Below are 23,799 nucleotides of genomic sequence, written 5' to 3'. Positions count from 1 at the left end.
TTATCCCTAGTTAGCGGGGGTGAACTTATCAAGAGCCTTCAAGAGCTGGCGATATTCAGCCACTAAAGCTTCCGCGGTTTGCTTATTTAATGAAAGGTCGCTCAGCCTCGCTGATACAGCGTGCAATTTTTCTTGCAACGAACGTAACTCATCGTCCATGATTAGGCCCCTAATTTTTCTGCCATGCAGTGATAACAAAAATAAGTATAACGCCATTGGCGCTTACCTCAAGCCCTTTGCGCTACCAAATATTTCATTAAGCGATACTCAAAAATGCAAGCCTCTGAACTACAAAATAAATTTGAAAAAATTCGCGCTAACAAATGGTTTGAAGCCTTTGTTATCAGCGTTATCGTCATTTCGGCTCTTCTGGTGGGTGCAAAGACTTACGAATTGCCGGCAGCTGTGTCATCTCTTACCGTTTTTCTCGACTGGTTTATCAGTGCGTTTTTTCTAACTGAAATCACCATCCGCTTTCTAGCCGAACAGCGAAAGCGTTTCTTTTTTAAGAGCTTTTGGAATTGGTTCGACACACTCATTGTTGTTATCAGCTTAATTCCAGCAGACGACACTGAACTGGCACTAATAGCACGCCTTGTGCGCGTATTCAGAGTTCTTCGTATGATTTCCATCATACCCGAGCTTCGTATTCTACTTGTATCTTTAGTAAAGGCATTACCGCAACTTGGCTATGTCATGCTGCTAATGTTTATTATTTTCTATATTTACGCTGCCGTAGGTAGCACGCTATTTGAAGCCATTAATCCTGTGCTTTGGGGCGACATTACTATTTCCATGCTAACGCTATTTAGAATAATGACGTTTGAAGATTGGACAGATGTGATGTACGAAACCCAAGAGGTGTATTCGTTAAGCTGGATATTCTATTTAACGTTTATTTTCTTTACCGCATTTGCCTTTTTGAACATGGTGATTGGTATAGTGGTAAACGTTATGGAGCGTGAAAACGAAAAGGCCCGCGAAGAAAAGGCAGCGGAACTTAAAGCAGAGCAAGTTGCAAAGGGTACCGCCGAGCCGACGCTTTCAGAAGTGATGGATGAACTAAAAGCGATAAAAGCGGCACTTGCCGACAAACACAAGTGATACCGTTAGCTCAACAGCTAAAAACAAAAATGCCACGTCTCAACGTGGCATTTTTATCTTTTTTGCTTGTATCAACATTTAGCTGCGCCCTTTTTAAGCCAAACGTTTTTTTAGCTTAAGTCCGTTTAGCCATTAAATGCCATACTGCTTTTTCAGATCTGCTACCTTGCTTTTCGACGCCTCTCTAGTAAACGTTCTGCTTTCAAGTTTGCGCTTTGCTAGTGCAGTCTTTTCCATCGACAATAGCAGTGCCACATGATTTAGATAGACTTCGTCGTTAGCTATTGGTTGCGCTGATACCTTTTCGTAAAGCGCTAATGCACGCTCTTTTTTGCCTTGTGCGATGTAAATTTGGGCTAGTGTGTCTGCAGCATCAGCGTTATCGCTTTGAAGCTCTACTGCACGCTGGGCAAGCTCTTCAGCGCGGCTGAAGTTTTTATCTTCAAAGGCAAGGTATGCCAAGTTATTAAGCACAACAAAGTTATCTGGCGTTGCTTTTAAAACGCGCTCGTAAGTGGCAATAGCAGCGCTTCTATCTTGTTGAATTTGACGCTCTGCTAATAGCATATTGCTTTGAATATCGTTTGGTTTGTTTGCAACATGCGCTTTTAAAAACGCAAAAGACCCATCGCTGTTTCCCTGCATTTCATTGGCAGCCACAACAAGTAACGCATTATCAGAATTTGGTGTCGCGTCATACGCGGCTTGCGCATGAGGAAGCGCTTCTTTCGCATTTCGCTCGCTTAAATAAAGTCTAGCAAGAATGCCCCTAACAAATGGCAATGCGCGTACTTCGGGCGACGTGGCATTTAGAATATCCCAAGCGGGTTTGGTTTGCCCTACACGGCTATGAAAATACGCTTTAAGCAGGGTAAGTTGCGCATCGTTGCGCTTTTCTAATATTGCATTGGTTAGGGTTAACCCTTTTAAAAACTGCTTTTGTGCATCAAGAATAAGTAGCTTGCCCAGTACCGCACTTTTATCGTGTGGATAAAATGACAGCCAGCGGTCGAAAAACGCTTCGGCCTCATTAGCCTTGTTACTTGTAATGAGCACCTGCCCTTTCAAATTCCAAAACGCCAATGGTGTATCAGCATCCCCTTTTACTTCTGACAGCAAGGCTAATGCGCTAGCAACACCATTTTCTTTATCCTTGCTTGTCCCATTGCCTGCAAGGGTAAACATCCGCGCCAAAATAAGGCGTAAATTTATATTATCTTCGTCTGCATCAAGCTGCGCTTTCGTATGTGTTATGACCTGTTGCGCACTGCCGCTTTCAGCTGCCAAGGCAAACCACATGGTTAGCGCCTGAACATCAGCGGGGTTCTTATCAATAAATGCACGAATAAACGCTGTGGCATTGTCTTTTTTATCCTGCGCTATAAGCAAATTTGTTCTCGCGTAGGTCACTTCATTACCCACGTCACCTTTGGTAGCGGCTTCATCGAAATACTTAGCTGCATCATTAAATGCTTTTTCACTGGTCGCTATGCTACCTAGATACACCAATGGCAAACCTGTGTCGGGTGATTGTTTATGCCACTCAAGCGCCGCTTCTTTTGCTTTATCCAACTGATTAGTTGACACATATGCGCGCACTAGAGTGTTTTGTGACGATGCAGACTGAGGTGCTTTTTTTACAGCGTCTTCAAGATTCACCAAACCATCTAAGTCGTTCATAGATAGCTGCAGTGCACCTAGACGTGACAAATCATCGGCCGTAGTGCTTACCGCTTCAGACTTTTCAACCATTTGCTTTGCACCCACCACATTGCCTTCTTTAAGCAGCTGATAGCTGGCTTTAGAGAAAAGTGCAGCATCAGTGGTTTGCTCGCCTTCAACACGGTTCAATACCGCAAGCGCTTCATCGTTTTCACCTAACTGCAGCATACTGTCAGCAAGCATGCGAAGCCCTGGATGATTGTCTGGTAAATCTGAGGCAATCATAGTGAGGTGGCGTTGTGCTGCTTCAAAATCTTGAATTTGGTACGCACTAAACCCGGCAACCATTCTTACAACGCTGTCTGACGCACCGTTTTGTACCGCAACTTCTAAATGTGATAGTGCCTGAGCATAGTTGTTCTGTGCAGACTCTATAATGCCCTTGAACGCATTAAGCAATGGATGCGTCTCGTTGATGGCTAATAGGTCATCAACCACGGGTTCTGCACTATCAAGGTCACGAAGCTCTACTAGTAGTGCCGCATAGGCAAAGCGAGTAGCCAAATCTTCTGGGTAAAGGGGGACATATTCGCCGTAAACTTCGGCAGCACTGGCAGGCTGATTGGTTTGCAAGTATAGCTTGGCTAGCTGTTGCAGTACGTCTTTGTTGGAAGGCGCTTGTTTGCGCAGCGCTTCGGTTGCAACGAGCGCCTGCTCCGCGTCATTTTTAATAACAAACACATAGCTTTCAATAAGGCCTTTATAAACCGAGCTTGTATCTAGGCTGGCTAGTTCTGCAATAAGCGCTTTTGCGTCTTCCTGCTGATCAAGCTGCATTAACGCCTGCAGCTTGTAAAAGCCCACTTCGGCCATCTCTACTGCGGTCATGCCATCGGCACGATAATCCACATCCGCTAGCGCGTTTTGTGCGCCTGATTGCTGATAGGCAGCCGAAAGTAGAGGGATCACTTTACCTGCTGAATACCCCAGCTCCATGGCTTTATTTAGCTCTTTCTCGGCCGCTGCAAAATTCTTATTCTGAAGATAGACTTTGCCTAACTCAAAGCGCGGCTCTGCGGCACTAGGCGCTTTTTGGATTGCGTTTTTATACTCAACAACCGCAGCATCAAGCTTCTGCTGCGTTACATAGGTACGTGCCGAGGCAAGGTGCTCTTCCATTGACTTCTCACTACAACCGGCAACCAAAGTTGTTGTCAGTAGCATGGCTATCGAGGTGCGCTTTAGCAGCGCTTTGGTATTGTTAATTTTCATAGTAATTCCTTGCCCTACCTCAAGTTTTCATCGACGCTTTATAGTAATTGTAATTCTTGTTCGCGAATATGCCTGCTCAAGTGCCTGCATATCTACAAGCAAGTCACACACCCTTAGCAGAATACCCTGTTTATTATTTCATCAAAATTGTGCAATTTCGTGGCAACCTAGCCATTATTCGAATATAATACGTTTTTTTGCAACATTGCTGGCAAGCATATCGCGAAATACGCTAGAAATAAGCTCTTAAAACTTGCCCGAAAGGCCAGTTCATCGCTGTATAGCGTCTTGCGATACTAAACCGAAAAAGTACGGTTTAATCGTATGCCGCACCCTCCTTACTTAATGCACCAGGATCCTTAATGACCACAACTGTCGACATGACATTTAAAGACCTCAATTTACCAGAATCTATCTTACAAGCCCTTGAAAAAGTTGGCTACGAGAAGCCGTCTCCAATTCAAGCAGAGAGTATTCCTCTGTTGCTTGAAGGGTACGATTTACTCGGTCAGGCACAGACAGGGACAGGAAAAACCGCTGCGTTTGCCCTGCCTATGTTGGCAAACATCGATCCTGAGCAACGTAAGCCGCAATTACTGGTATTGGCCCCAACCCGTGAATTAGCTATTCAGGTTGCAGAGGCGTTTCAGGTTTATGCGAGCTTTAGTCAAAAAATTAAAGTACTTCCAGTATACGGCGGTCAGTCGTATGACAACCAAATTCGCCAGCTTAAGCGTGGCGTACAGGTTGTTGTAGGTACGCCAGGCCGTATCATCGACCATATAAAACGCAAAACGCTAGACTTGAGCGAGCTTAAGTTCCTAGTGCTAGACGAAGCCGATGAAATGCTTCGCATGGGCTTTATTGATGACGTAGAGCTTATTCTTAGCCACGCGCCAGAAGAACGCCAAACTGCGCTGTTCTCGGCAACAATGCCTGGCCCTATTAAGAAGATTACGCAGCGCTACTTAAAAGATCCTAAGCATGTAAAAATTGCGTCTAAGGTAAGTACCGCAAGTACAATTCGCCAGCGTTACTGCCAAATAGCACCGCATCACAAGCTTGAAGCGCTAACCCGTATTATGGAAGTGGAAGCGTTCGACGGCATGATTATTTTCGTGCGTACAAAAACGGCAACCGTTGAGCTAGCTGACAAGCTATCTGCTCGTGGTTACGATGTAGAGCCGTTAAACGGTGATATTCCTCAGGCCGCTCGTGAGCGTACCGTTGAAAAGCTTAAACAAGGTCAAATAGACATTCTTGTTGCTACTGACGTAGTAGCCCGTGGACTCGACGTTGAGCGTGTTAGCCACGTTATTAACTTCGATATTCCATACGATAGCGAGTCGTATGTACACCGTATCGGCCGTACAGGTCGTGCGGGTCGTCAAGGTGATGCAATTCTATTTATCTCTCACCGTGAAAAGCGCTTGTTATTCTCTATCGAGAAAACCACTAAACAGCCAATTGAAGCAATGCCAATTCCTTCAATTAGCGAAATTAATGAAACGCGCCTAAGCCGCTTTAAGCAATCGGTTGCTGAAGCTGCACAAGACGATAGCATTGAAGCACTAATGCCAATCGTAGAGATGATTAAAGAAGAGAACGAAGCGTCTCCTGAAGTATTAATGGCTGCACTACTTAAGATTGCGCAAGGCGATGAGCCGCTAATTCTTAAAGAGTCTGACCGACCAGATCTTCACAGCAAGCCACAGCGCGATAGCCGTGATAGAAACTCTCGTGATGGTCGCGAAAGAAAGCCTAAAGTTCCACGCGGTAACCGCAAGCCAGAAGAAGGCATGCAGCGTTTCCGTATTGAAGTGGGTCATGTACACGGTGCGAAACCTGGCAACATTGTTGGTGCTATTGCTAACGAAGCAAACATTAACTCTAAGCACATTGGCGCTATAGAGATTTATGACAACTTCAGTACCGTTGATCTTCCTGATGGCATGCCGAAGGAAACACGCGACACGCTTCAGGGTACCCGTGTTGCCGGCCAGCGTTTGAACATTCGCGAGTGGTCAGATACGCCACCAGCAAAAGGTCGTGGCGATCGCGGGAACCGTGGCGACAGAGCGCCTCGTGGAAACCGTGAAGATCGTGGCAACCGCGGTAATCGTGAAGATCGTGGTAACCGTGGTGATCGCGAAAACCGTAAGCGTAAGAACTAAATAGCAACACATTCGGCCTTTATATAACTAATTGCAATATAAAGGCTGTTTTCGTTGTTTTCTAATTAAAAAGAATTGGCGCAGAATAGTGTCAGTTCTTTTTTTGTATTTAAAGCTAATAAAACCTTTATGGATTACTTTCCGTTATTTCTAGATGCCAGAAAACTGCACGTACTTATTGTGGGTGCTGGTGAAGTGGCTGCGCGTAAGCTCGAGCTCATTATGAAGACACCTGCCACGATTACCGTGGTAGCGCCTTGGGTATGCGATACCGTTAAGCAGCTTGCGCAAAACGAAAAAGTAACGCTTATTGAACGCGAGTTTGAAAATAGCGACCTTACCCATAAAGACATGGTTTTTATCGCTACCGATAAGCCTGATATTAACCAGCATATTCACGATTTAGCGCGCGCTAACAAGGTATTGGTGAATGTGGTAGACAACACACCGCTTTGCCAATTTATTACGCCTTCCATTGTTGACCGCTCGCCTATTGTTATTGCTATGAGCAGCGGTGGCGTAGCGCCAGTACTTCTTCGCTATTTACGCCAGAAATTAGAAACAGTACTACCAGCAAACCTAAGCCGACTAGGCGCGTTTTCTGAAAAATTCCGCGATAAAGTGAAGCACACATTAGATGGCGTAACCGCAAGACGCTATTTTTGGGAAGATGTTCTCGATGGCGATATTGCCGAAATGGTAGAAAAAGGCCAAGACAAAAAAGCTGACGAAGCCTTTGAACTTGCACTGCAAGCAGCTGCCGAAGACAAAAAAGTAGAAGGTCAGGTTTATTTGGTTGGTGCAGGCCCGAGCGACCCAGATCTACTTACCTTCCGTGCGCTTCGCCTTATGCAGAAAGCCGACGTAGTAGTTTACGACCGCTTAGTATCACCACAAATACTTGAGCTTGTACGTCGCGATGCTGAAAAGATTTATGTTGGCAAGGCCATGAGCAATCACACGCTCCCTCAGGACGACATTAACCAACTTATGGTTGATGAGGCTAAAAAAGGTAACCGTGTGGTGCGCTTAAAAGGCGGCGATCCGTTTATTTTTGGACGTGGTGGTGAAGAAATACAAACACTAATTCAGCATGGCATAGACTTTCAAGTTGTACCGGGTATTACTGCCGCCAGTGGTGCATCTAGCTATGCAGGCATCCCGTTAACTCACCGCGACCACGCACAGTCTGTTGTATTTGCCACAGGGCATTTAAAAAATGGCTCAATAGATCTGAATTGGCCCGCGCTTGTACAAAAGAATCAAACTGCTGTGTTTTATATGGGGCTTACCGGGTTGCCTATTATTTGCGAAAAAATGATTGAGCATGGGCTTGAACCATCAACACCTATTGCGTTGGTCCAGTCTGCGACAACCGAAAAGCAAGCTGTACTTACCGGCACGCTTGAAAACATTGTGGCAAAGCAAGAAGAAGCAAACCTTAAACCGCCTACACTTATCATAGTGGGAAGCGTGGTAAGCCTTCATGACGAACTAAACTGGTTTCAGCAATAACCTAAAATTTGTTTTTTGAAATCAGGCGTGCATACTCAATTCAGTATTAATGAATTACGTATGGTGCACGCTTGCTTTCTAAAAAGACTTTTCGCAAAAACACCGTTATATCGCGTTTTTTAAATACGCCACTGAATAAAAGCGCTACGCGGGCTGCGTTATTCTCACTGTCTTTACTCGCTGCTAGTTTTCTTCTTGTAACACCATCGCAGTCATATGCCGAACAGCTAAGCTTCAAAAAAACCAGTAGCGACGATGGTGTAACGCTTAACTATGTTTGGCTTGATGCCGAAAATACGCGCCAGGCAATTTCATTTACCTTACCCCAAGAGGCCATGAAAGAGGCGCCATCGCGTCAGGCAAACTATAAACCGCACATTGCACAACGCTATATAACTGTTGCGCTTACTAGAGAGGCTCAACGTGTCGATCCTAAAGAGGCAAAGGTAGAGATAACGCCAAGAGAAGGCGCTATTGATATAAGTGTTGCTGGGCCAAATGAGGAAAAAGTAAGTGAGGTTTTGGAGAACCTAAAAGCCATTGAGCAACAAGAGTATACCAACTATTTGCAAGACCACTACTTTACCCGCTTTACAACGCTGTTTAATCAAAAAGCCGTAAAACCCGACCATGTAAGGTATGTAGCAGAGTCGGTGAAACCACTCATTAGCGCGTCGCAAGCTTTTTATGAGAAAGTACAGTCGACGTCAAATTCCCGAGCATATTTTTCATTAATACTTAGCTGGATACAAAGCATTCCTTACGACACACTAGAGGATAGAGTAGTGAGCAATGGCTCCGGTTTCGCGCCTCCAGTTACACTACTAACGCAAAACTTAGGCGACTGTGACAGTAAAGCGGTATTAGCATCGTCCATGGTACGAGCATTTCTGCCTTCAACCAAAATGATCATTGTATTTTTACCTAATCACGCACTACTTGGGGTTGCACTTACACCGAACGATGACGACAGAACCATAGAGCACGATGGCGAAACCTACGTGCTCTACGACCCAACGGGCCCTGCGCTAATTCCATTTGGGCAGGTATCCGAAGACACAGAGCGCCACCTTATTACGGGGCGCTATCAAGTTGAACAAGTAGAGTAGTACTGCTACAGGTTTTCTTCAGCAAAACTGGCTAGTCGACTGCGTACTACACCATCTAAATTAACCGTGGCGCTTCCAGAAAAGTCTTTAAACTTCTCGACCAAATACGTCAAGCCTGACGTTACGGCGCTTAGGTAATTACTGTCTATCTGCGCCAAATTACCGCCTAGAATAAGCTTAGTGCCCTCACCACATCGGGTGATAATAGTTTTAAGCTGTGACGCCGTTAAATTTTGCGACTCATCTAAAATAACAATGGCATTCTGTATGCTTCGACCGCGCATAAAGTTGACCGACTTGTACTGAATATTGGCTTTTTCCATGATGTAGTTCATAGAGCCTTTAGTGTTTTCATCGTGCTTATGCAGCACCTCCAACGAGTCGGTAATGGCTGCTAACCAAGGCAACATTTTTTCTTCTTCTGTGCCGGGCAAGAAACCAATTGATTCAGCAATTTCTGGTGTGCTTCGCGTAACAATAATTTTATCGTACATGTTGCGCTCTACCACCATCTCAAGTGCAGCAGCCAGTGCAAGCAAGGTTTTACCGCTACCCGCTGGGCCAGTAAGAATAACCATATCAATGTGCGGGTCGAGCAGTGCGTGAAGCGCCATCGCTTGCCCTATATTTTTTGGTGTAATACCCCATGCATGACGGCTCATTAAGCGGTCGTACCCTAAGTCGAGCACTTCTAATGTATCCTCAGATATATCCTCTATTAACCCAGCAAATTGATTGGTTTCATCTAACAGGAATTCATTAATATAGGCTTCAGGCAGCATAGATTTGGGCACGGTATGAATGGTGTCTCGCCCTTCAGTTCGGCTATCTACACTTTTCACCTTATCCCAGAAGTTTCCTTCAAACGTATGGAAACCACGAGACAGATATTTGATATCTGTGATCAGCTGGTCAGTGCGATAATCTTCAACATGTGCAAGCCCAGCCCCTTTAGCTTTAAGCCGCATGTTTAGGTCTTTGGTTACCAGTACCACCTTTTGCGGCGCAAAGGTTTTTTGCAGATGAAGCGCAACGTTGATAATGCGGTTATCGTTTTCGTTACTGGTAAACACCTGCTGTGCCTCAACCATATTGAGGTCGGCAAAAATTGACAAGCTGCCCGTTGGCGCGGTTTGCCCCGCGCCCAACCCTTTCATAGAAACACCAGCTAACATATTGTCTGGCGTGGCATCATGCAGCAGGTCTTCCATCGACCGAATAGACACTCGGGCGTCTCTGGCAACGTCTTTTTTACTGTCTTTGATGTAGTCGAGTTCTTCCAATACGGTCATTGGAATTACAACATCGTGTTCTTTAAATGAGAGAAAAGCGTGAGGTTCGTGAAGCAGTATGTTGGTATCTAGGACGTAAATCTTGGTATCGGTAGAATTTTTTCTTGGCATCCTTCACTCCAGTAAATAAAGCCAAGCTAGTCACATTTAACACATACCTACGTGTGTGAACTAGCAAGCTGCAGTTGCGCTTGCTGGGTGATGCCGCTCGAAACAGGACATCCTCCCTACTCGCGTCGACTGAGAAGCAGTACTACACTTTCTGCCTCGAAGGTTCGTTGTATTTTTCCGCGAACCCTTAAATTTACCTTAATGCAGAATTTCACTTTTAGCACTGTTTTTCTGCTTTTATTTTTATCCAACTTCATTACCTAATTTGCAAACTTTAATAGGCACTGCGAGATAACTGTGATTGCTCAATACTTGCTGTGTGTAGTGGAGCTAGGGAGCGATGACCTTCAAACGGCAAGGATGCCGTTCGAGAGCCATACGCACGTGTTCATGCGTATCATCACTTCCAAGCTCCAGCAATTCTCTCTTCAGCTAGCTTAGCTTCATAAGTCATTAGTACTCGCGTCATAATGATTTTGAGAAGATATGGTTTTGCAATGCTAGCGGTGTGTGGTGGAGCTTGGGGGCGATGACCTTCAAACGACATGGATGTCGTTTGGGAGCCACACGGATGTGTTTATGCGTGTCATCGCTCCCAAGCTTCAGCAATTCTCTTTCCTCAGCATCGTTGAGGTATATTTTTGGTAGCGTTGAAGTTTGCTTACATTTAAGAGGGGCGAGAGCCAGCTTGCAACCTTCAAACGGCAAGGATGCCGTTTGAGAGCCACACGGACGTGTTCATGCGTGTTGCAAGCTGGCTCTCGCCCCTCTGAGTAGTAAAAACAACAACCAATAGTCTAGTATTAATGACTTATCACAACGCAATGCGTACAATACCGCCCCCGCAAAAAAGGTAGTGTTATATGAGTTCAGGTAGTCAATTTTCAGTAGGTCAGCGTTGGTTAAGTAATACCGAAACAGAATTGGGGTTAGGCGCCGTTATTGGGGTCGATTTTCGTTCGGTTGAAGTGCTGTATCCAGCCACAGGTGAAGCGCGCATTTACACCAAACAGGAAGCACCTTTAACGCGACTTATTTTTGAAATTGGCGACACGGTAAAAAGCCAAGATGGTTGGGAAATGACCGTGGCTGAAAAAGAAGAAAGCCAAGGCGTATATATCTATCACGGCTTGCGTGAAGATACCAAAGCACAAGTTCGCTTGCCTGAAACCATGTTGGACCACCATATTCGCTTGAACCAACCAGAAAAACGTTTGTTTAGCCAGCAGCTTGATCATCCAAAATGGTTTGATTTACGCGAGCGCGCCCTCGATTATCAATACGACTACCTTCGCTCAAGCACTATTGGCCTTGCGGGTGCGCGTATATCACTTATTCCACATCAGCTTCACATTGCGTCTGAAGTAGGTGGACGTCACGCTCCTCGCGTATTGCTCGCCGATGAAGTAGGGCTTGGTAAAACAATTGAGGCCGCATTAATTATTCACCAGCAGCTTAAAACGGGTCGAGCTGAGCGCGTGCTTATTTTGGTTCCAGATTCACTCGTTCACCAATGGCTGGTTGAAATGCTTCGTCGCGTAAACCTACCTTTTGCGATTTACGATGAGAGTCGCTGCGCTGCAATTGAAGAGAGTGAAACATCGGAAAGTGGCAGCATTAATCCGTTTGAAAGCGATCAGCTTGTACTATGCAGCATCGACTTCTTAAGCCAAAGTGAAAAGCGCCAACAACAAATTCAGGCAGCCAGCTGGGATTTAATGGTGGTTGATGAAGCGCACCATCTTGCTTGGTCACAAGAAGCGCCATCGGCTGAATATACCTGCGTAGAGGCACTAGCCAACAACACGCCTGGCGTGCTGTTGCTAACGGCAACGCCAGACCAGCTAGGTCACGAAAGTCACTTCGCACGTTTGCGCTTGTTAGACCCTGCACGTTTCCATAGCTACGATGCGTTTTTAAACGAAGAATCGAAATACAGCCAACTTGCTGATGCCGTAGCCCCCTTACTTTCAGACGCCGAACCAAACGACAAACAGCGCACAAAACTGGCTGAATTTGCGCCTGATATAATGGAGCACGCAGGCGATTTAGCGCAGCCTGATGCCCGCCACGCACTATTACATCAGCTTATTGACTGTCACGGTACAGGTCGCATGTTGTTTAGGAACCGCCGCGCCAATATTGAAGGATTTCCAGAACGTAAACTCAGTGCATATGAACTGGCGTTACCCGACGTTTACACCGATGCAGTTACAGGCGGCGATTTAACCTACGCGCTATACCCAGAGCGCATGGCAAGCGTTGTTAACAGCTGGACTAAGAACGACCCTCGAGTAGCTTGGCTACTTGATTTTATGCAGGACGTTAAGCCACAGAAAATCTTGCTTATTTGTGCAAGCGCACGCACTGCGCAAGAACTAGGTGAAGTTATTCGCACGCAAACCGGTATTCGCCATAGCGTATTCCACGAAGGAATGAGTATTGTTGAGCGAGACAAAGCGGCGCATTATTTTGCCGACGAAGAAGAAGGTGCACAAATACTGCTTTGTAGCGAAATTGGTAGTGAAGGTCGTAATTTCCAATTTGCACATCACTTAGTACTGTTCGATTTACCTATTACGCCTGACCTGCTTGAGCAGCGTATCGGCCGCTTAGACCGTATTGGTCAAACACAAACCGTTCAAATTCACGTGCCTTATTTAGCAAAAACAGCACAACATGTATTACTTGATTGGTATCACGAAGGCCTGAATGCCTTTGAGAAAACCTGCCCTACTGGCTCGGGTGTTTTCGACGATGTTAAGCCTCTTTTGATTGGTGCTTGTCTGCACCCAGACGATATGGGCGCGCGAGACGAGCTAGTAAACATGAGCGTTACGTTAAACAGCCAGCTTGTTGCGCAACTAGAAGCGGGTCGCGACCGTTTACTAGAGCTAAACGCATCGGGTGAAGGACGGGTAGAGCAGCTGTTAGAAGACATTATTACGTTAGATAGTGAACAAGACTTATCGCGATTTATGGGCCGCGTTTTCGATGCTATTGGCGTACAGCAAGATGAAAAAGGTAACGACTGCTTTATTCTTATGCCAACTGAGTCGATGGTAAGCCAGCTACCTGGTTTAGATCCAGAAGGCATGACGGTAACTTACAAACGCCGTGTGGCAACCACACTTGAGAACGTTCAGTTTTTAAGCTGGGACCACCCACTAGTTCACACTGCTATTGATGTTGTACTCACCGACGTACACGGCAAAAGCAGCATTGGCTTTATTGCAGAACCATCGTTACCTAAGGGCGCTTATTGGCTAGAGGCTTTGTTTGTGCTTCATGCACAAGCCCCCAAAGCACTTCAGCTTGGTCGCTTTTTACCGCAAACACCCATTCGCGTGTGTTTAGACGCACAAGGTAATGCCAGCGAATTAAGTTTTGATGTTAAGCGTAAGGTAGGACGTAAAATCTCCTCTCAGCTTTTGAAGGCGCTTCAACAGCCGCTTGAACTGGCTATAGAGAAAACCAGAAAGCTGGCACACCAGCAAGCTAATCAAAAGCAACACGACGCGTTAACAACAATGCACAGTACGCTAAACGAAGAAATTCAGCGTTTACGCGACCTACAAAAACGAAACCCTGCGGTACGCGATTCTGAAATTGAATACATAGAAACGCAGATGAACACGCTAGACACGGTTATTCAAAGAGCCGACGTACAGCTAGATGCCCTGCGCATTGTGGTGAATAACCCGTAATGCCAAACCCTGATTTTGTTTACAACCCGCCCATGTCGCCCTATCTTGATTTTGTTTATCAAGATAACGATATTGTGGTGGCACAAAAGCCAAGCGGTTTACTCAGCGTACCAGGGAAAGCGGCAGAGCATAGAGATGCGCTGATCACCCGAGTGAACGTTGTTTACCCTACGGCCACTGTGGTGCATCGTCTTGATATGGCTACGTCAGGGTTAATGGTGCTGGCGCTTAACAAAGACAGCCATCGCAACATATCAAAACAGTTCGAGTTGCGGCAGACAAAAAAGCGTTATTTTGCTCGCGTTTATGGCCACATCGCGGATGAACAAGGGGAGATAAACCTTCCTCTTATTTGTGATTGGCCGAATCGTCCAAAGCAAATGGTAGACTTTGAGCGAGGCAAGCGTGCAATAACTCAGTTTCAGGTGGTGTCTCGCGAGGTGGATGCAAAGCAGCGTCCATTTACGTTAGTTGCGCTTCACCCTATAACCGGGCGTTCGCATCAGCTTCGGGTTCACATGCTTGAGCTTGGCCACCCTATACTTGGGGACCGTCTTTATGCCCATAAAGATGCACTTGATATGGCACCGCGCCTTCAACTTCACGCTGAAAGCTTAAGCTTAAAACACCCCCAAACCGACGATTGGCAGCACTTTCGAAGCGCTATTCCATTTAGTGAATACAGCCCTGAGCCAATATAAACTAGCCTCCTGAGCCATTATGGATAAGCACTCGGGACATTCTAAGTTAGACGTTTGAGCCTTTATAGACAAAGGCTCAATACCAATCTTGCTTGCCAAATAGTATTTAACTGTGGATGAAAACTATTTCAGTTTTTGCCAAAAGCGCCGATACTCCAAGTAGGTCTTAATTTTTATATCAAAGAAGGTGTTTATTCATGTTCAAGCAATACATTGTTTTGCTTTTAACATTAAGCACCCTGCTATTTTCAGCTTCAGTTCACAGTAATTTCTTTGATGACGTAAGCCAAGCCTACATTCCAACTGATATCAATGAAATTATAGTAGGCGATGGCACCGCGCCTATTATAGAAATTGAAGCACATACGCCTTTGCCTCTTGGTGTAGCTGTAATCTTAACAAGTTCATATCCTTCCAGTCTTACGCTTGCACAAGGGCAATCACTAGGTATCGCATTGGCAGAAAAAGGCTGGAATGTGTTGATAAGCCCGTTGAGTTTGCCAATTGAAAAAATGGCTAGTACCTCAATTGGCACCAATAGCTCATCTAGCAACACTCCGCAAAACACAGACGGTGCAACCGATGCAAGCAGCACAAACAGCAACGACACTGCAGCAGCCAGCATAGACAAAAACAGAATAGCTAGTGATGATATGAATGAGAGTAATATGGCTACGGAAGGTCTGCATCCAAGAAGCAGTTTGCTTTCGAATAACCTCGATTTTCAACAAGCAACAACCAACCTCGCAATTCACTTAAATGCATTAGATAACCACCTACAGTCACGACCAGGTTATCGACTGTACATTGCACAAGGTATGTCGGCGGCCAGTTATATTTCTGCAATACAAATACAACCTGATCTTCAGCCAGATAGCTTCATTGCTGTTTCACCTTTCTGGCCTGAAACATTAATAAACTCTCATATAATCAAAAATATAGCTGAAAGCAGCTACCCTATTCTTGATATTTCTATTGAAGGTTTAAGCGAGTGGGAGCTTAACACTGCTCCAGAGAGAAAGAGGCGCTCAAAAAACGAACTAAAACTACATTATAGACAGGTTAAAATCCCAAGAAATTTATTAACCTTTAGTATAAGTGCAAATCAAAAAAACCCATATATTCAATCAGTTATAAATAGCACTGTCGGCTGGACTCGCTATTTGGGCTGGTAAAATCTGCCCTTCCGTTTTACGCTAAATTTAATACAAAAACAGACACCTACAGGGAACTATGCGAAAAGCAGCAAGGAGCTGTAAGCAGGAGAGCAGCAATGAACTATACTTCAAATAGATCGCAAAACTGGTTGGGTGTCTCGTGAACGTTCAAGAGTTTGTAAATACCAAAGCGAAGCAACTGTGTTTTTATTTGAAAGCATTTTGGCAAGGCGAACTTCCTATTGAAGAGTTAGAACTTTTCTTTTGGGACACAATGGAAGAGTGGGGCCAAATTAGTTTCACGTTAACGCAGCCATACACACAACAAGAGCGCGTATTCTGGCATCTTCTTCACCAAGTACATTATTGGAATGAAGAGAAGCTGATGCAGGATAAATATCTACTCGATGAATTAAACAACTGCGTAAAATACCTGGAAGGCACTGGTCATTGCCCGTTGGACTGTGTTGGCGTTAGACCTTAGTAAAGCGCCTTTTTACAGCGCTTCTCTATTCAAAATAGTGTTCATCGCAAATCAACTTTCTACATCACCTATTGCAGATTAACTATTTCAGATTAACCATTGCCAAATTAGGTCTAGCATGGCTCAATGTGCGTTTCGACCTCGCGTAAAGGGAAACGCTTTTGCTCTGTGCATTAAACACCTATAAAGATAAGCGCTTTTTAAGTATTTTCTTCTTCGGTATTTCAAGCGGGTTTCCGTGGATAATGATCGGCTCCGTGCTTTCTGCATGGCTTAAAGACGATGGCCTTTCACGTTCGGCCATTGGCCTGTTTGGTGTTATTTTTTCCGCTTACTCATTCAACTTTTTATGGTCTCCATTGATCGACAAATTGAGGCCCCCGTTTTTAGGTCAACGGCGAGGCTGGATCTTATCTATGCAAGCCATTGTTGTGGCACTCTGTATAGCAATGTCTCAGTTCACAACACAAGACAATTTGTTCTTCATAGCCCTCGTTGGTCTTATTATCGCCATTGCATCAGCCACTCAAGATATTGCCATTGATGGTTATAGAATTGACACCATTGATGCTAACGACAAAGACGGAATGTCTGCCGCTTCATCAGTGGCAACAGCAGGTTGGTGGACTGGGTATGGTGGATTAGGTGCACTGCCCTTCTTCTTGGCTGACATGACAGCATGGTCATGGCCCTCGATATACCTGCTGTTAGCTGCCATTATGGGCGTATTGATGCTAGCAACATGCCTAAGTTCAGAACCGCAAATCGACCGAGAGGCACTGCTTCAAGAAATTCAGGGCACCTCGTCTAGCGGTCAGTCATTGAAAAGCTGGCTTTACAGTACGATTGTTACTCCCTTCGCTGAATTTTTCAACCGCAACGGGGTGAAGCTTGCAGCCTCTTTTTTACTTTTCATTTTTCTATTCAAAATTGGCGAAGCGTTTCTAGGTCGCATGAGCATTGTGTTTTATAAAGAGGTTGGCTTTTCGAACACAGATATTGCGACCTATTCCAAGTTACTTAACTGGTGGGTAACCATTGTTTTCTCGTTGCTTGGGGGAATTGTAAATATTCGCTTTGGCATATACCGAGGCCTAATGGTGGCGGGTATCGCAATGGCAGCGTCTAACTTACTGTTTGCAGTCATTGCGCAAACAGGGCCTTCTACCTCGTTACTTGCTATTACCGTTATTGTTGATGGATTTACTGGTGCATGGAGCACGGTGGCCATGGTGGCGTTTATTTCGTTGTTGTGTAACCGAGCGTTTAGCGCAACACAATATGCGTTAATGGCATCCCTTAGCGTGGCTGGACGAACCTTAGTTGCTAGCAGCAGTGGCTTTTTTGTTGACGCCATGGACGGAAACTGGAGCCTGTTTTTTATCCTTACTGCACTTATGGTTATCCCAAGTTTAGGGTTTCTTTATAGCATTCGAGAGAATATTAAAAAGGTCGAATATTCATAATCTTAACTATTTTCTTGAAAGCAATCACGTTTGTTCTAAAGTTAAAGAATATACAGTATTCATTAACCATAAGCCTTCAGCGTAATAAGCCTCGCTTGAGGTGTTAGCGACAAGGGAACACTTTTGAGTCAGCACGTACAAGATCGCGCGGACAATGCGCTTTCACCACTTTTAAAGAAGGCAACTTTTTCTAAAATGACGGTGCTTGCGGCAATTGTTTTTTTTGGCGCGGCAGTGATACTTCTTACGTCTTTGTACCAGCAACAGAAAGTAAGCACAGCGCTTACTGAAAAAAGCGCGCTTGAAGCTACCATCATTGCTTTGGAGCATCGCATTAATCGCTACTATACCTTAGAGCAGCCCAATGAAGTTACCGCATTACGTGAAGATATGCGGAAAACTTACACTAGTCTAAAACAATATGTAGTAAATGATATTGATAACGATTTTGTACCAAAGGTATTGCCGGTAGACGAGTTTCGCCAGAAGCAAAGGCAGTTAAGTAAAGATTCGGCTTATCATATCGCACAAGACTCTGTTCACCTTCTGCACACCATACTTAACGCCTCAGTTGATGATAGCAACATACTGCTAGGAACAAATTTCACTCTGCTACCTTTAGTTAACGCTATGCAAACCGAAGAGCGTATTCTAATTGATGAAATTGCCATGCTACGGCAGGAAATGATTGTGCTTGTGCTCGTAGCACTAACTATAGCGGCAATATTGGTTGGTATAAGCTGGCTCTTCAAAGACTTTATTCCACACAAACACGCATCGTCATTACATCGTTCTCATCTGCGTTTAGCGCTTATCGATCAAGAAAAAGAGCTGCAAGAAAAAGAGTTTTTACAACTTATCAGTCAAGAGTTTAAAGCGCCTATAAGCGCCATTATTAGCGCACTTGAATTAATTCCTAATTTGGAAGACCAGCGTGAAAGGCTTATTCGACAAGCTGAACAGTCTAGCTATCGGTTGCTTAATTTAACCAATAACCTTACCGAAGTGTTGACGAAACATTCGAGTAAAGACTTAGAAATGACTGAGGTCGATCTGATAAGTTTACTCGACGAGTGTATTTCTCCTTTTTCGGTACAAATAAAAGATAAGAAAGTCGATTTCAATATGCATTGCAGCCACAGCGTGCCCCATTTCATTGAATCAGACCCCACAGCCATTGCCAAGGTTATCGTGAACGTCATGGACAATGCCGTTAAATTTACTAATAGCGGACTTATTGATATTGCCATGACGACCGAAGTAAAAAACCAAAAGGTTTTTTTAGCGGTCACTATAAGCGACACCGGCATAGGCATAGACGATAAGACGCGTGAGAAAATGTATAACCGTTTCTATCGTGGCGCGCATACTGGCTCTCAAAGATTCCCCGGTGCGGGTATTGGTCTGTCTGTGGCCAAACGCAATATAGATAAACTTAATGGAGCAATAGAAGTAAGCAGTACAGTTGGCGTTGGCTCTGAGTTTAAAATTTATATTCCAGTTAAGCCCCTCGAAAGCTTACCAAGTGCTAAAGAGACAGCGACTAATGCTCGTTTCGCTATTGTTGATGATCTTGAGATTTCCAGACTCCACCTGCAATCTATTATTACCAACGAAGGGTATATCGCACGCACATTCTGTTCTGGTGCAGAGTTAATTAACCTGCACGATGATGTATTACAGTTCACTGCGATAATCGCAGATTTGTATATGCCGGGAATGTCTGGCTTAGAGTTAGTAAGAACACTTCACGCTATTTATGGTGAGCGTATTCCGCCTGTTATTGTGCTATCGGCCACGCCTGATATTGCCAACATCGTGGCTAACAGTAAGTTACCCACCTACCAAAGCTTTGTGAAACCAATTGATAAACAGCGCTTTGTCGATGCCATTCGTACCATTGCCGAGCACAAACAGAAAATTATTGAAAGCGAACGCACTGCGAACATCCTCTTGGTTGAAGACGAACCCATTAATGCTGAAATGGTAGAATACATGCTTGAGACCATGGGACACATTGTCACCACGTGTTATACCGGTGAAGACGCAATTCAACAGGTGGGCAGCAACCAGTTCGACTGCGTTTTACTTGATATTAATTTACCGGATATTAGTGGGCTGGAAGTGGCAAGAGTGATTAATGAACGCTCGCCGACGCTGCCTATTGTCGCGCTAACGGCTAATGCGCATCGCAGCGATAAAGAGGCGTCACTGACCGCAGGTATGCGATACCACCTTGTAAAGCCAGTGACGTATCAGGAATTAAAGAACACGCTAAAATTGGCGCTATAGGGTAATAGCCTCGAATACGCGATATTGATTACGTCCGTTTTCTTTAGCTTCATACAGCGCTTGATCGGCAAGCTCTAACCACGCCATAGACCCTTTGAAATCGCGCTCAAACTGTGCCAAGCCAATACTTATAGTAAATTGAATGGTTTGACCTTCGTGTTCAACTTCTAAGCGCTGCGCTAATTGTCTGATGCGTTCAGCCACTACTGCCGCGCTCTCAACTTTTGAGTCTGTTAAGATAATTGCGAACTCTTCGCCACCATAACGACCGGCAAGATCGGTTTCACGCACGCAACGCTGAATAAGCTGCGCTAACATCTTAATCACTTTATCACCCGCTTGGTGACCGTACGTGTCGTTAATACGCTTAAAGTGGTCGATATCAAGCATCATTGCGGTGCTTGGCTTGTCTCTACGCTTACACAGCTTAAACACATCTTCGAAGCGCTCTTGCCAATAGCGTCTATTATAGAGCCCAGTTAAACCATCAACTCGGCTGGCTATTTTTAGCTCCTCGTTAAGGTGCTCCATACCCAGTTTACCAAGCGCCTGCTCGGTTACATCGTATACCAGCATGCAGAACTTATCGACATTGCCGTCTTGGCCGACTAAAGGAAACATGGTCACGTTTTGGTACATATGCTTTGCAGCACACGTTACCGGACGGTTACAGCCAAACTTAAATAAGTAGGGACGCTGCTCCCAAATAATAAACACAGGGCTTTTTAGATTGAAAACAGGATCTACTTTAGTACGCAACCACTGTTCTTCAATGTCGGTAAAATGCGAAAACAACACTTTTCCCGTAACGTCCTCAGCGCGGTCGCCACTGTGATTTTCCATAAACTTGTTGAACACCTGAATACGGAAGTCTTTGTCTAAAATGACAATACCTACTTCAATTGAGTTTAGAAGCTCTGTTGGCACCGCTGAATGTTGCGATGGTGTAGAATTTAACATTGAATGCATAGATGTGTTCATACCGCATCCCTATGGTCATCGAGTAAACGCGCATAAACTTGTGTCATAGCGTCACCCGGGAATAGAAGTAGCAAATCAAAAGCGATATTTCGCGCTTTTATTGCGTATCCAATTTCAATAGCCATTAGCTTGCCCCATCGCTGAACGTTGTCGCTTAGCAGTGTGGATAAGCCTTTGTGCTGACCAAGTAATACTGGATGCGTATGACTAAACGCTACCTGTAATTGTTCAGACAAGCCATTAAGACAGGCGCCAATCAGAATGTTAGATACATCCATTAAGGCTTCTAGGGCAAAACCGTCAGACGAGTGACTTTTCGGATATTTCAACAGCTCAACAATATTCTGCGAGTTTGTATCGTTGAAAATAACCAAAGCCTCTCCGCTAATGCCTTCGCTCACAAACCCTTTTGAGACCGCTGACACGCTGTCGTTGCGATTTATCTCGGCCACCGCCATCGACAGTTCGTTACTTTCAATAAGGTTTACATTGGGAATAGGTAAATCAATAAACTCACCCAGCAACTGCGCTAAGTTTTCACCCGCTCGCCCCATAGCTACGTTTACCATTTCACGGCACGCGTCCAGTTTGTCTTCTAAACTTAATTCAGGTGCGTTTTTGCGAACCGAACTTAATGGTACAGGGGCTTTATTACTGCCATTTGAATTTTGTGAGACAGCTTTCGCTTCATTCTGTGCCTTTACTTTGCGAAGGTTGGCACCGGTGCTGTGTGAACTGCCGCTATAAATGCCATAAGCGGTTAGTATGCTGGTAAGCTTTTCGTTATCAATTGGCTTGCGAATAAAATCAAGCGCACCGAGATTTATCATTCGCTCACGGGCTTGAGGCTGAACATCACCCGATACCACAACAACCAAACAGGGCAAGTCTTCTTGGCGAATAACATCCATGGTTTGGTAGCCGTCCATTATCGGCATATTCAAATCTAGAAATACAACGTCGCCTTTGCCCTGACGGATATACTCAACTGCCTGCTCGCCATTTTCAGCAAAGGTAATATCAACGTCCCACTCATCGGGTAAACTGCGCGCCATTTGGCGTCTTGCGAACCCTGAATCGTCGCAAATTAATATAGGAGTACTCATTTGTATTTCCTTATATTGCGACAGGCGCTTTTATGTGTGGGTGAGACTGATAGTTTTGCAGTTCAAAGTCTTCGAATTTGAAACCAAAAATATCTTTCACATTCGGGTTTATCGCCATTGTTGGGCGCTCGAATGGTTCTCTACTTAATTGCAGTTCCACTTGTTCTAAGTGGTTTGAATATAGATGCGCATCGCCCAGTGTATGAATAAAGTCGCCTGGTTCTAGGTCACACACCTGCGCCATCATCATGGTAAGCAGTGCATAGCTTGCAATGTTAAACGGTACGCCCAAGAAGATATCGCCGCTTCGTTGATAAAGCTGACAGCTAAGCTTGCCATCAAGCACATAAAACTGGAAAAGTGTGTGACAAGGAGGTAATGCTTGCTTACCCATTGCCGCATTTTCTTTTGGTGAATAGTTGGTATCTGGTAGAACGGCGGGGTTCCAACCACTAACAATTAAACGTCTAGAGTCTGGATTAGTTTTGATTTGTTCAACTACATCGGCAATTTGGTCGACTGACGTACCGTCGCCTCTATCCCAGCTTCTCCACTGACTACCATAAACTGGGCCTAACTCGCCTTCATCGGTAGCCCACTCATCCCAAATGCTAACGCCATTTTCTTTCAAATAAGCGATATTGGTTTCACCCTTCAGAAACCAAAGTAGTTCGTGAATTATCGACTTAAGGTGACACTTTTTCGTTGTCACCAAAGGGAATCCTTCCTGGAGATTAAAACGCATTTGATACCCGAACACGCTCAGCGTGCCTGTACCAGTTCGATCTTCCTTTTTCACACCCGTATCACGTACATGGCGCATTAGAGCGAGATATTCTTTCATCTTTCTTCTTATAATTTCTTATTCAACACGGTTTTTTCCACGCATGTAAGCGCGGACGATCAATCCTATTCCTAAAGCGATCATAGGTAAACAAAGAAGTTGCCCTTGGCTTAGTCCCATTTGGTATAAGCCAATATGTGCGTCTGGCTCTCTGAAGAATTCCACAATAAAACGGAAGCTGCCATAACCTAATAAAAACAAACCGCTTACGGCACCCACAGGACGTTTCTTCGCAGAGAACAGCCACAATATAATGAACAACAACACGCCTTCCAGCGCAAACTCATAAAGCTGAGACGGATGGCGCGGCACGTTTCCAGCGTTTGGAAATATAACGGCCCACGGCACGTCAGTGCTTCTCCCCCACAGTTCAGCGTTTAAGAAATTACCTATTCTTCCCGCACCCAATCCTATTGGTACAAGCGGTGCGACAAAGTCGCCTAACTGTAAGAATGTGGTGTTCATGCGTTTCGCCTGCCAAAACAGCGCAGCTAACACACCTAGCAGGCCACCATGGAACGACATGCCGCCGGCCCATATTTTAAAGAGATAAAGCGGGTTGTCGAGGAACATACCAAACTGATAAAACAGCACATAGCCTATGCGTCCACCAAGGATAACCCCTACGAAACTCCAAAACAGTAAGTCGCTTAGTTGTTCTTTGCTCCAACTGGTATTAGCCAATCGCTTTTGAGCCAGTAGATAAGCGGCAATAAAGCCCACCAAATACATAAGCCCGTACCAACGGACGCTAAGTGGCCCTACGCTGAAAATTACTGGGTCGATACTAGGGAAAACCAGAAAACTGCTCTGTTCCATTCT

17 protein-coding genes are annotated in these 23,799 nt (G+C 44.9%); 10 read left to right on the top strand and 7 right to left on the bottom strand.

All coding sequences use genetic code 11. The features are described 5' to 3' along the window. Nucleotides 1-6: 6 nt before the first annotated feature. Nucleotides 7-159 (bottom strand): hypothetical protein, encoded by a 153-nt coding sequence (locus tag V7R35_RS13100; RefSeq protein ID WP_334015324.1) that lies wholly within the window; start codon nt 157-159, stop codon nt 7-9. Nucleotides 160-273: 114 nt separating this feature from the next. On the opposite strand from V7R35_RS13100, the gene V7R35_RS13095 reads away from it, so the two are divergent. Beyond that, a complete protein-coding gene (locus tag V7R35_RS13095) occupies nt 274-1,104 on the top strand; it encodes an ion transporter (RefSeq protein WP_334015323.1) in 831 nt (276 codons plus the stop codon). Between the two features lie 132 nt (nt 1,105-1,236). On the opposite strand, the gene prsT is transcribed toward V7R35_RS13095, so the two are convergent. Next, nucleotides 1,237-4,038 (bottom strand): XrtA/PEP-CTERM system TPR-repeat protein PrsT, encoded by a 2,802-nt coding sequence (gene prsT / locus V7R35_RS13090; RefSeq protein ID WP_334015322.1) that lies wholly within the window; start codon nt 4,036-4,038, stop codon nt 1,237-1,239. Nucleotides 4,039-4,400: 362 nt separating this feature from the next. Here prsT and V7R35_RS13085 point away from each other — a divergent pair, with 362 nt between their 5' ends. The 3 genes from V7R35_RS13085 (at nt 4,401) to V7R35_RS13075 (ending at nt 8,836) form a co-directional block, all read left to right on the top strand. Beyond that, complete coding sequence (locus V7R35_RS13085) at nt 4,401-6,212, top strand: DEAD/DEAH box helicase (RefSeq protein ID WP_334015321.1); 1,812 nt, start codon at nt 4,401-4,403, stop codon at nt 6,210-6,212. A 129-nt stretch (nt 6,213-6,341) separates the two neighbouring features. Beyond that, complete coding sequence (gene cysG / locus V7R35_RS13080) at nt 6,342-7,727, top strand: siroheme synthase CysG (protein ID WP_334015320.1); 1,386 nt, start codon at nt 6,342-6,344, stop codon at nt 7,725-7,727. Between the two features lie 71 nt (nt 7,728-7,798). After that, on the top strand, nt 7,799-8,836 hold the full coding sequence (locus V7R35_RS13075) for a hypothetical protein (protein ID WP_334015319.1): 1,038 nt from the start codon (nt 7,799-7,801) through the stop codon (nt 8,834-8,836). Between the two features lie 5 nt (nt 8,837-8,841). On the opposite strand, the gene V7R35_RS13070 is transcribed toward V7R35_RS13075, so the two are convergent. Further along, complete coding sequence (locus tag V7R35_RS13070) at nt 8,842-10,239, bottom strand: PhoH family protein (protein ID WP_334015318.1); 1,398 nt, start codon at nt 10,237-10,239, stop codon at nt 8,842-8,844. A gap of 863 nt (nt 10,240-11,102) precedes the next feature. Between V7R35_RS13070 and rapA the strand changes: the two genes are divergently transcribed. The 6 genes from rapA to V7R35_RS13040 all read left to right on the top strand — a co-directional run bounded on the left by rapA (nt 11,103) and on the right by V7R35_RS13040 (nt 20,046). After that, nucleotides 11,103-13,946 (top strand): RNA polymerase-associated protein RapA, encoded by a 2,844-nt coding sequence (rapA, locus tag V7R35_RS13065; RefSeq protein WP_334015317.1) that lies wholly within the window; start codon nt 11,103-11,105, stop codon nt 13,944-13,946. After that, the gene (locus V7R35_RS13060) at nt 13,946-14,647 is read left to right on the top strand and encodes a pseudouridine synthase (RefSeq protein ID WP_334015315.1); all 702 of its coding nucleotides are present in this window, start codon (nt 13,946-13,948) and stop codon (nt 14,645-14,647) included. The genes rapA and V7R35_RS13060 overlap by 1 nt, the downstream gene beginning before the upstream one ends. Nucleotides 14,648-14,844: 197 nt before the next feature. After that, on the top strand, nt 14,845-15,822 hold the full coding sequence (locus V7R35_RS13055; RefSeq protein ID WP_334015314.1) for a DUF3530 family protein: 978 nt from the start codon (nt 14,845-14,847) through the stop codon (nt 15,820-15,822). A 142-nt stretch (nt 15,823-15,964) separates the two neighbouring features. Next, nucleotides 15,965-16,288 (top strand): hypothetical protein, encoded by a 324-nt coding sequence (locus tag V7R35_RS13050; RefSeq protein WP_334015313.1) that lies wholly within the window; start codon nt 15,965-15,967, stop codon nt 16,286-16,288. A 161-nt stretch (nt 16,289-16,449) separates the two neighbouring features. Further along, the gene (locus tag V7R35_RS13045; protein ID WP_334015312.1) at nt 16,450-17,754 is read left to right on the top strand and encodes an AmpG family muropeptide MFS transporter; all 1,305 of its coding nucleotides are present in this window, start codon (nt 16,450-16,452) and stop codon (nt 17,752-17,754) included. Nucleotides 17,755-17,877: 123 nt separating this feature from the next. Further along, a complete protein-coding gene (locus tag V7R35_RS13040) occupies nt 17,878-20,046 on the top strand; it encodes a hybrid sensor histidine kinase/response regulator (RefSeq protein WP_334015311.1) in 2,169 nt (722 codons plus the stop codon). Here the strand turns inward: V7R35_RS13040 and V7R35_RS13035 are convergent. The 4 genes from V7R35_RS13035 to lgt are packed head-to-tail and all read right to left on the bottom strand — an operon-like array spanning nt 20,041 to nt 23,796. Continuing rightward, complete coding sequence (locus V7R35_RS13035; RefSeq protein ID WP_438823480.1) at nt 20,041-21,006, bottom strand: diguanylate cyclase; 966 nt, start codon at nt 21,004-21,006, stop codon at nt 20,041-20,043. The genes V7R35_RS13040 and V7R35_RS13035 overlap by 6 nt on opposite strands. A 17-nt stretch (nt 21,007-21,023) precedes the next feature. Then, complete coding sequence (locus tag V7R35_RS13030) at nt 21,024-22,133, bottom strand: response regulator (protein ID WP_334015308.1); 1,110 nt, start codon at nt 22,131-22,133, stop codon at nt 21,024-21,026. A gap of 10 nt (nt 22,134-22,143) precedes the next feature. Next, nucleotides 22,144-22,977, bottom strand: coding sequence for a thymidylate synthase (locus tag V7R35_RS13025; protein ID WP_334015307.1), 834 nt, complete (start codon nt 22,975-22,977; stop codon nt 22,144-22,146). Between the two features lie 18 nt (nt 22,978-22,995). Further along, the gene (gene lgt / locus V7R35_RS13020; protein WP_334015306.1) at nt 22,996-23,796 is read right to left on the bottom strand and encodes a prolipoprotein diacylglyceryl transferase; all 801 of its coding nucleotides are present in this window, start codon (nt 23,794-23,796) and stop codon (nt 22,996-22,998) included. Nucleotides 23,797-23,799 lie beyond the last annotated feature (3 nt).

Origin of the sequence: Alteromonas sp. S167 (assembly GCF_036864375.1) — a bacterium.
Classification (GTDB): Bacteria; Pseudomonadota; Gammaproteobacteria; order Enterobacterales; family Alteromonadaceae; genus Alteromonas.
Note: the sequence above shows the minus strand (reverse complement) of the source record. Positions and strands in the feature narration are given on the sequence as shown.

Coding starts and splice junctions, on each gene's coding strand:
- lgt (WP_334015306.1), bottom strand. CDS start 23,796: ATGGAACAGAGCAGTTTTCTGGTTTTCCCTAGTATCGACCCAGTAATT.
- prsT (WP_334015322.1), bottom strand. CDS start 4,038: ATGAAAATTAACAATACCAAAGCGCTGCTAAAGCGCACCTCGATAGCC.
- V7R35_RS13060 (WP_334015315.1), top strand. CDS start 13,946: ATGCCAAACCCTGATTTTGTTTACAACCCGCCCATGTCGCCCTATCTT.
- cysG (WP_334015320.1), top strand. CDS start 6,342: ATGGATTACTTTCCGTTATTTCTAGATGCCAGAAAACTGCACGTACTT.
- V7R35_RS13085 (WP_334015321.1), top strand. CDS start 4,401: ATGACCACAACTGTCGACATGACATTTAAAGACCTCAATTTACCAGAA.
- V7R35_RS13100 (WP_334015324.1), bottom strand. CDS start 159: ATGGACGATGAGTTACGTTCGTTGCAAGAAAAATTGCACGCTGTATCA.
- rapA (WP_334015317.1), top strand. CDS start 11,103: ATGAGTTCAGGTAGTCAATTTTCAGTAGGTCAGCGTTGGTTAAGTAAT.
- V7R35_RS13030 (WP_334015308.1), bottom strand. CDS start 22,133: ATGAGTACTCCTATATTAATTTGCGACGATTCAGGGTTCGCAAGACGC.
- V7R35_RS13055 (WP_334015314.1), top strand. CDS start 14,845: ATGTTCAAGCAATACATTGTTTTGCTTTTAACATTAAGCACCCTGCTA.
- V7R35_RS13095 (WP_334015323.1), top strand. CDS start 274: ATGCAAGCCTCTGAACTACAAAATAAATTTGAAAAAATTCGCGCTAAC.
- V7R35_RS13035 (WP_438823480.1), bottom strand. CDS start 21,006: ATGTTAAATTCTACACCATCGCAACATTCAGCGGTGCCAACAGAGCTT.
- V7R35_RS13070 (WP_334015318.1), bottom strand. CDS start 10,239: ATGCCAAGAAAAAATTCTACCGATACCAAGATTTACGTCCTAGATACC.
- V7R35_RS13025 (WP_334015307.1), bottom strand. CDS start 22,977: ATGAAAGAATATCTCGCTCTAATGCGCCATGTACGTGATACGGGTGTG.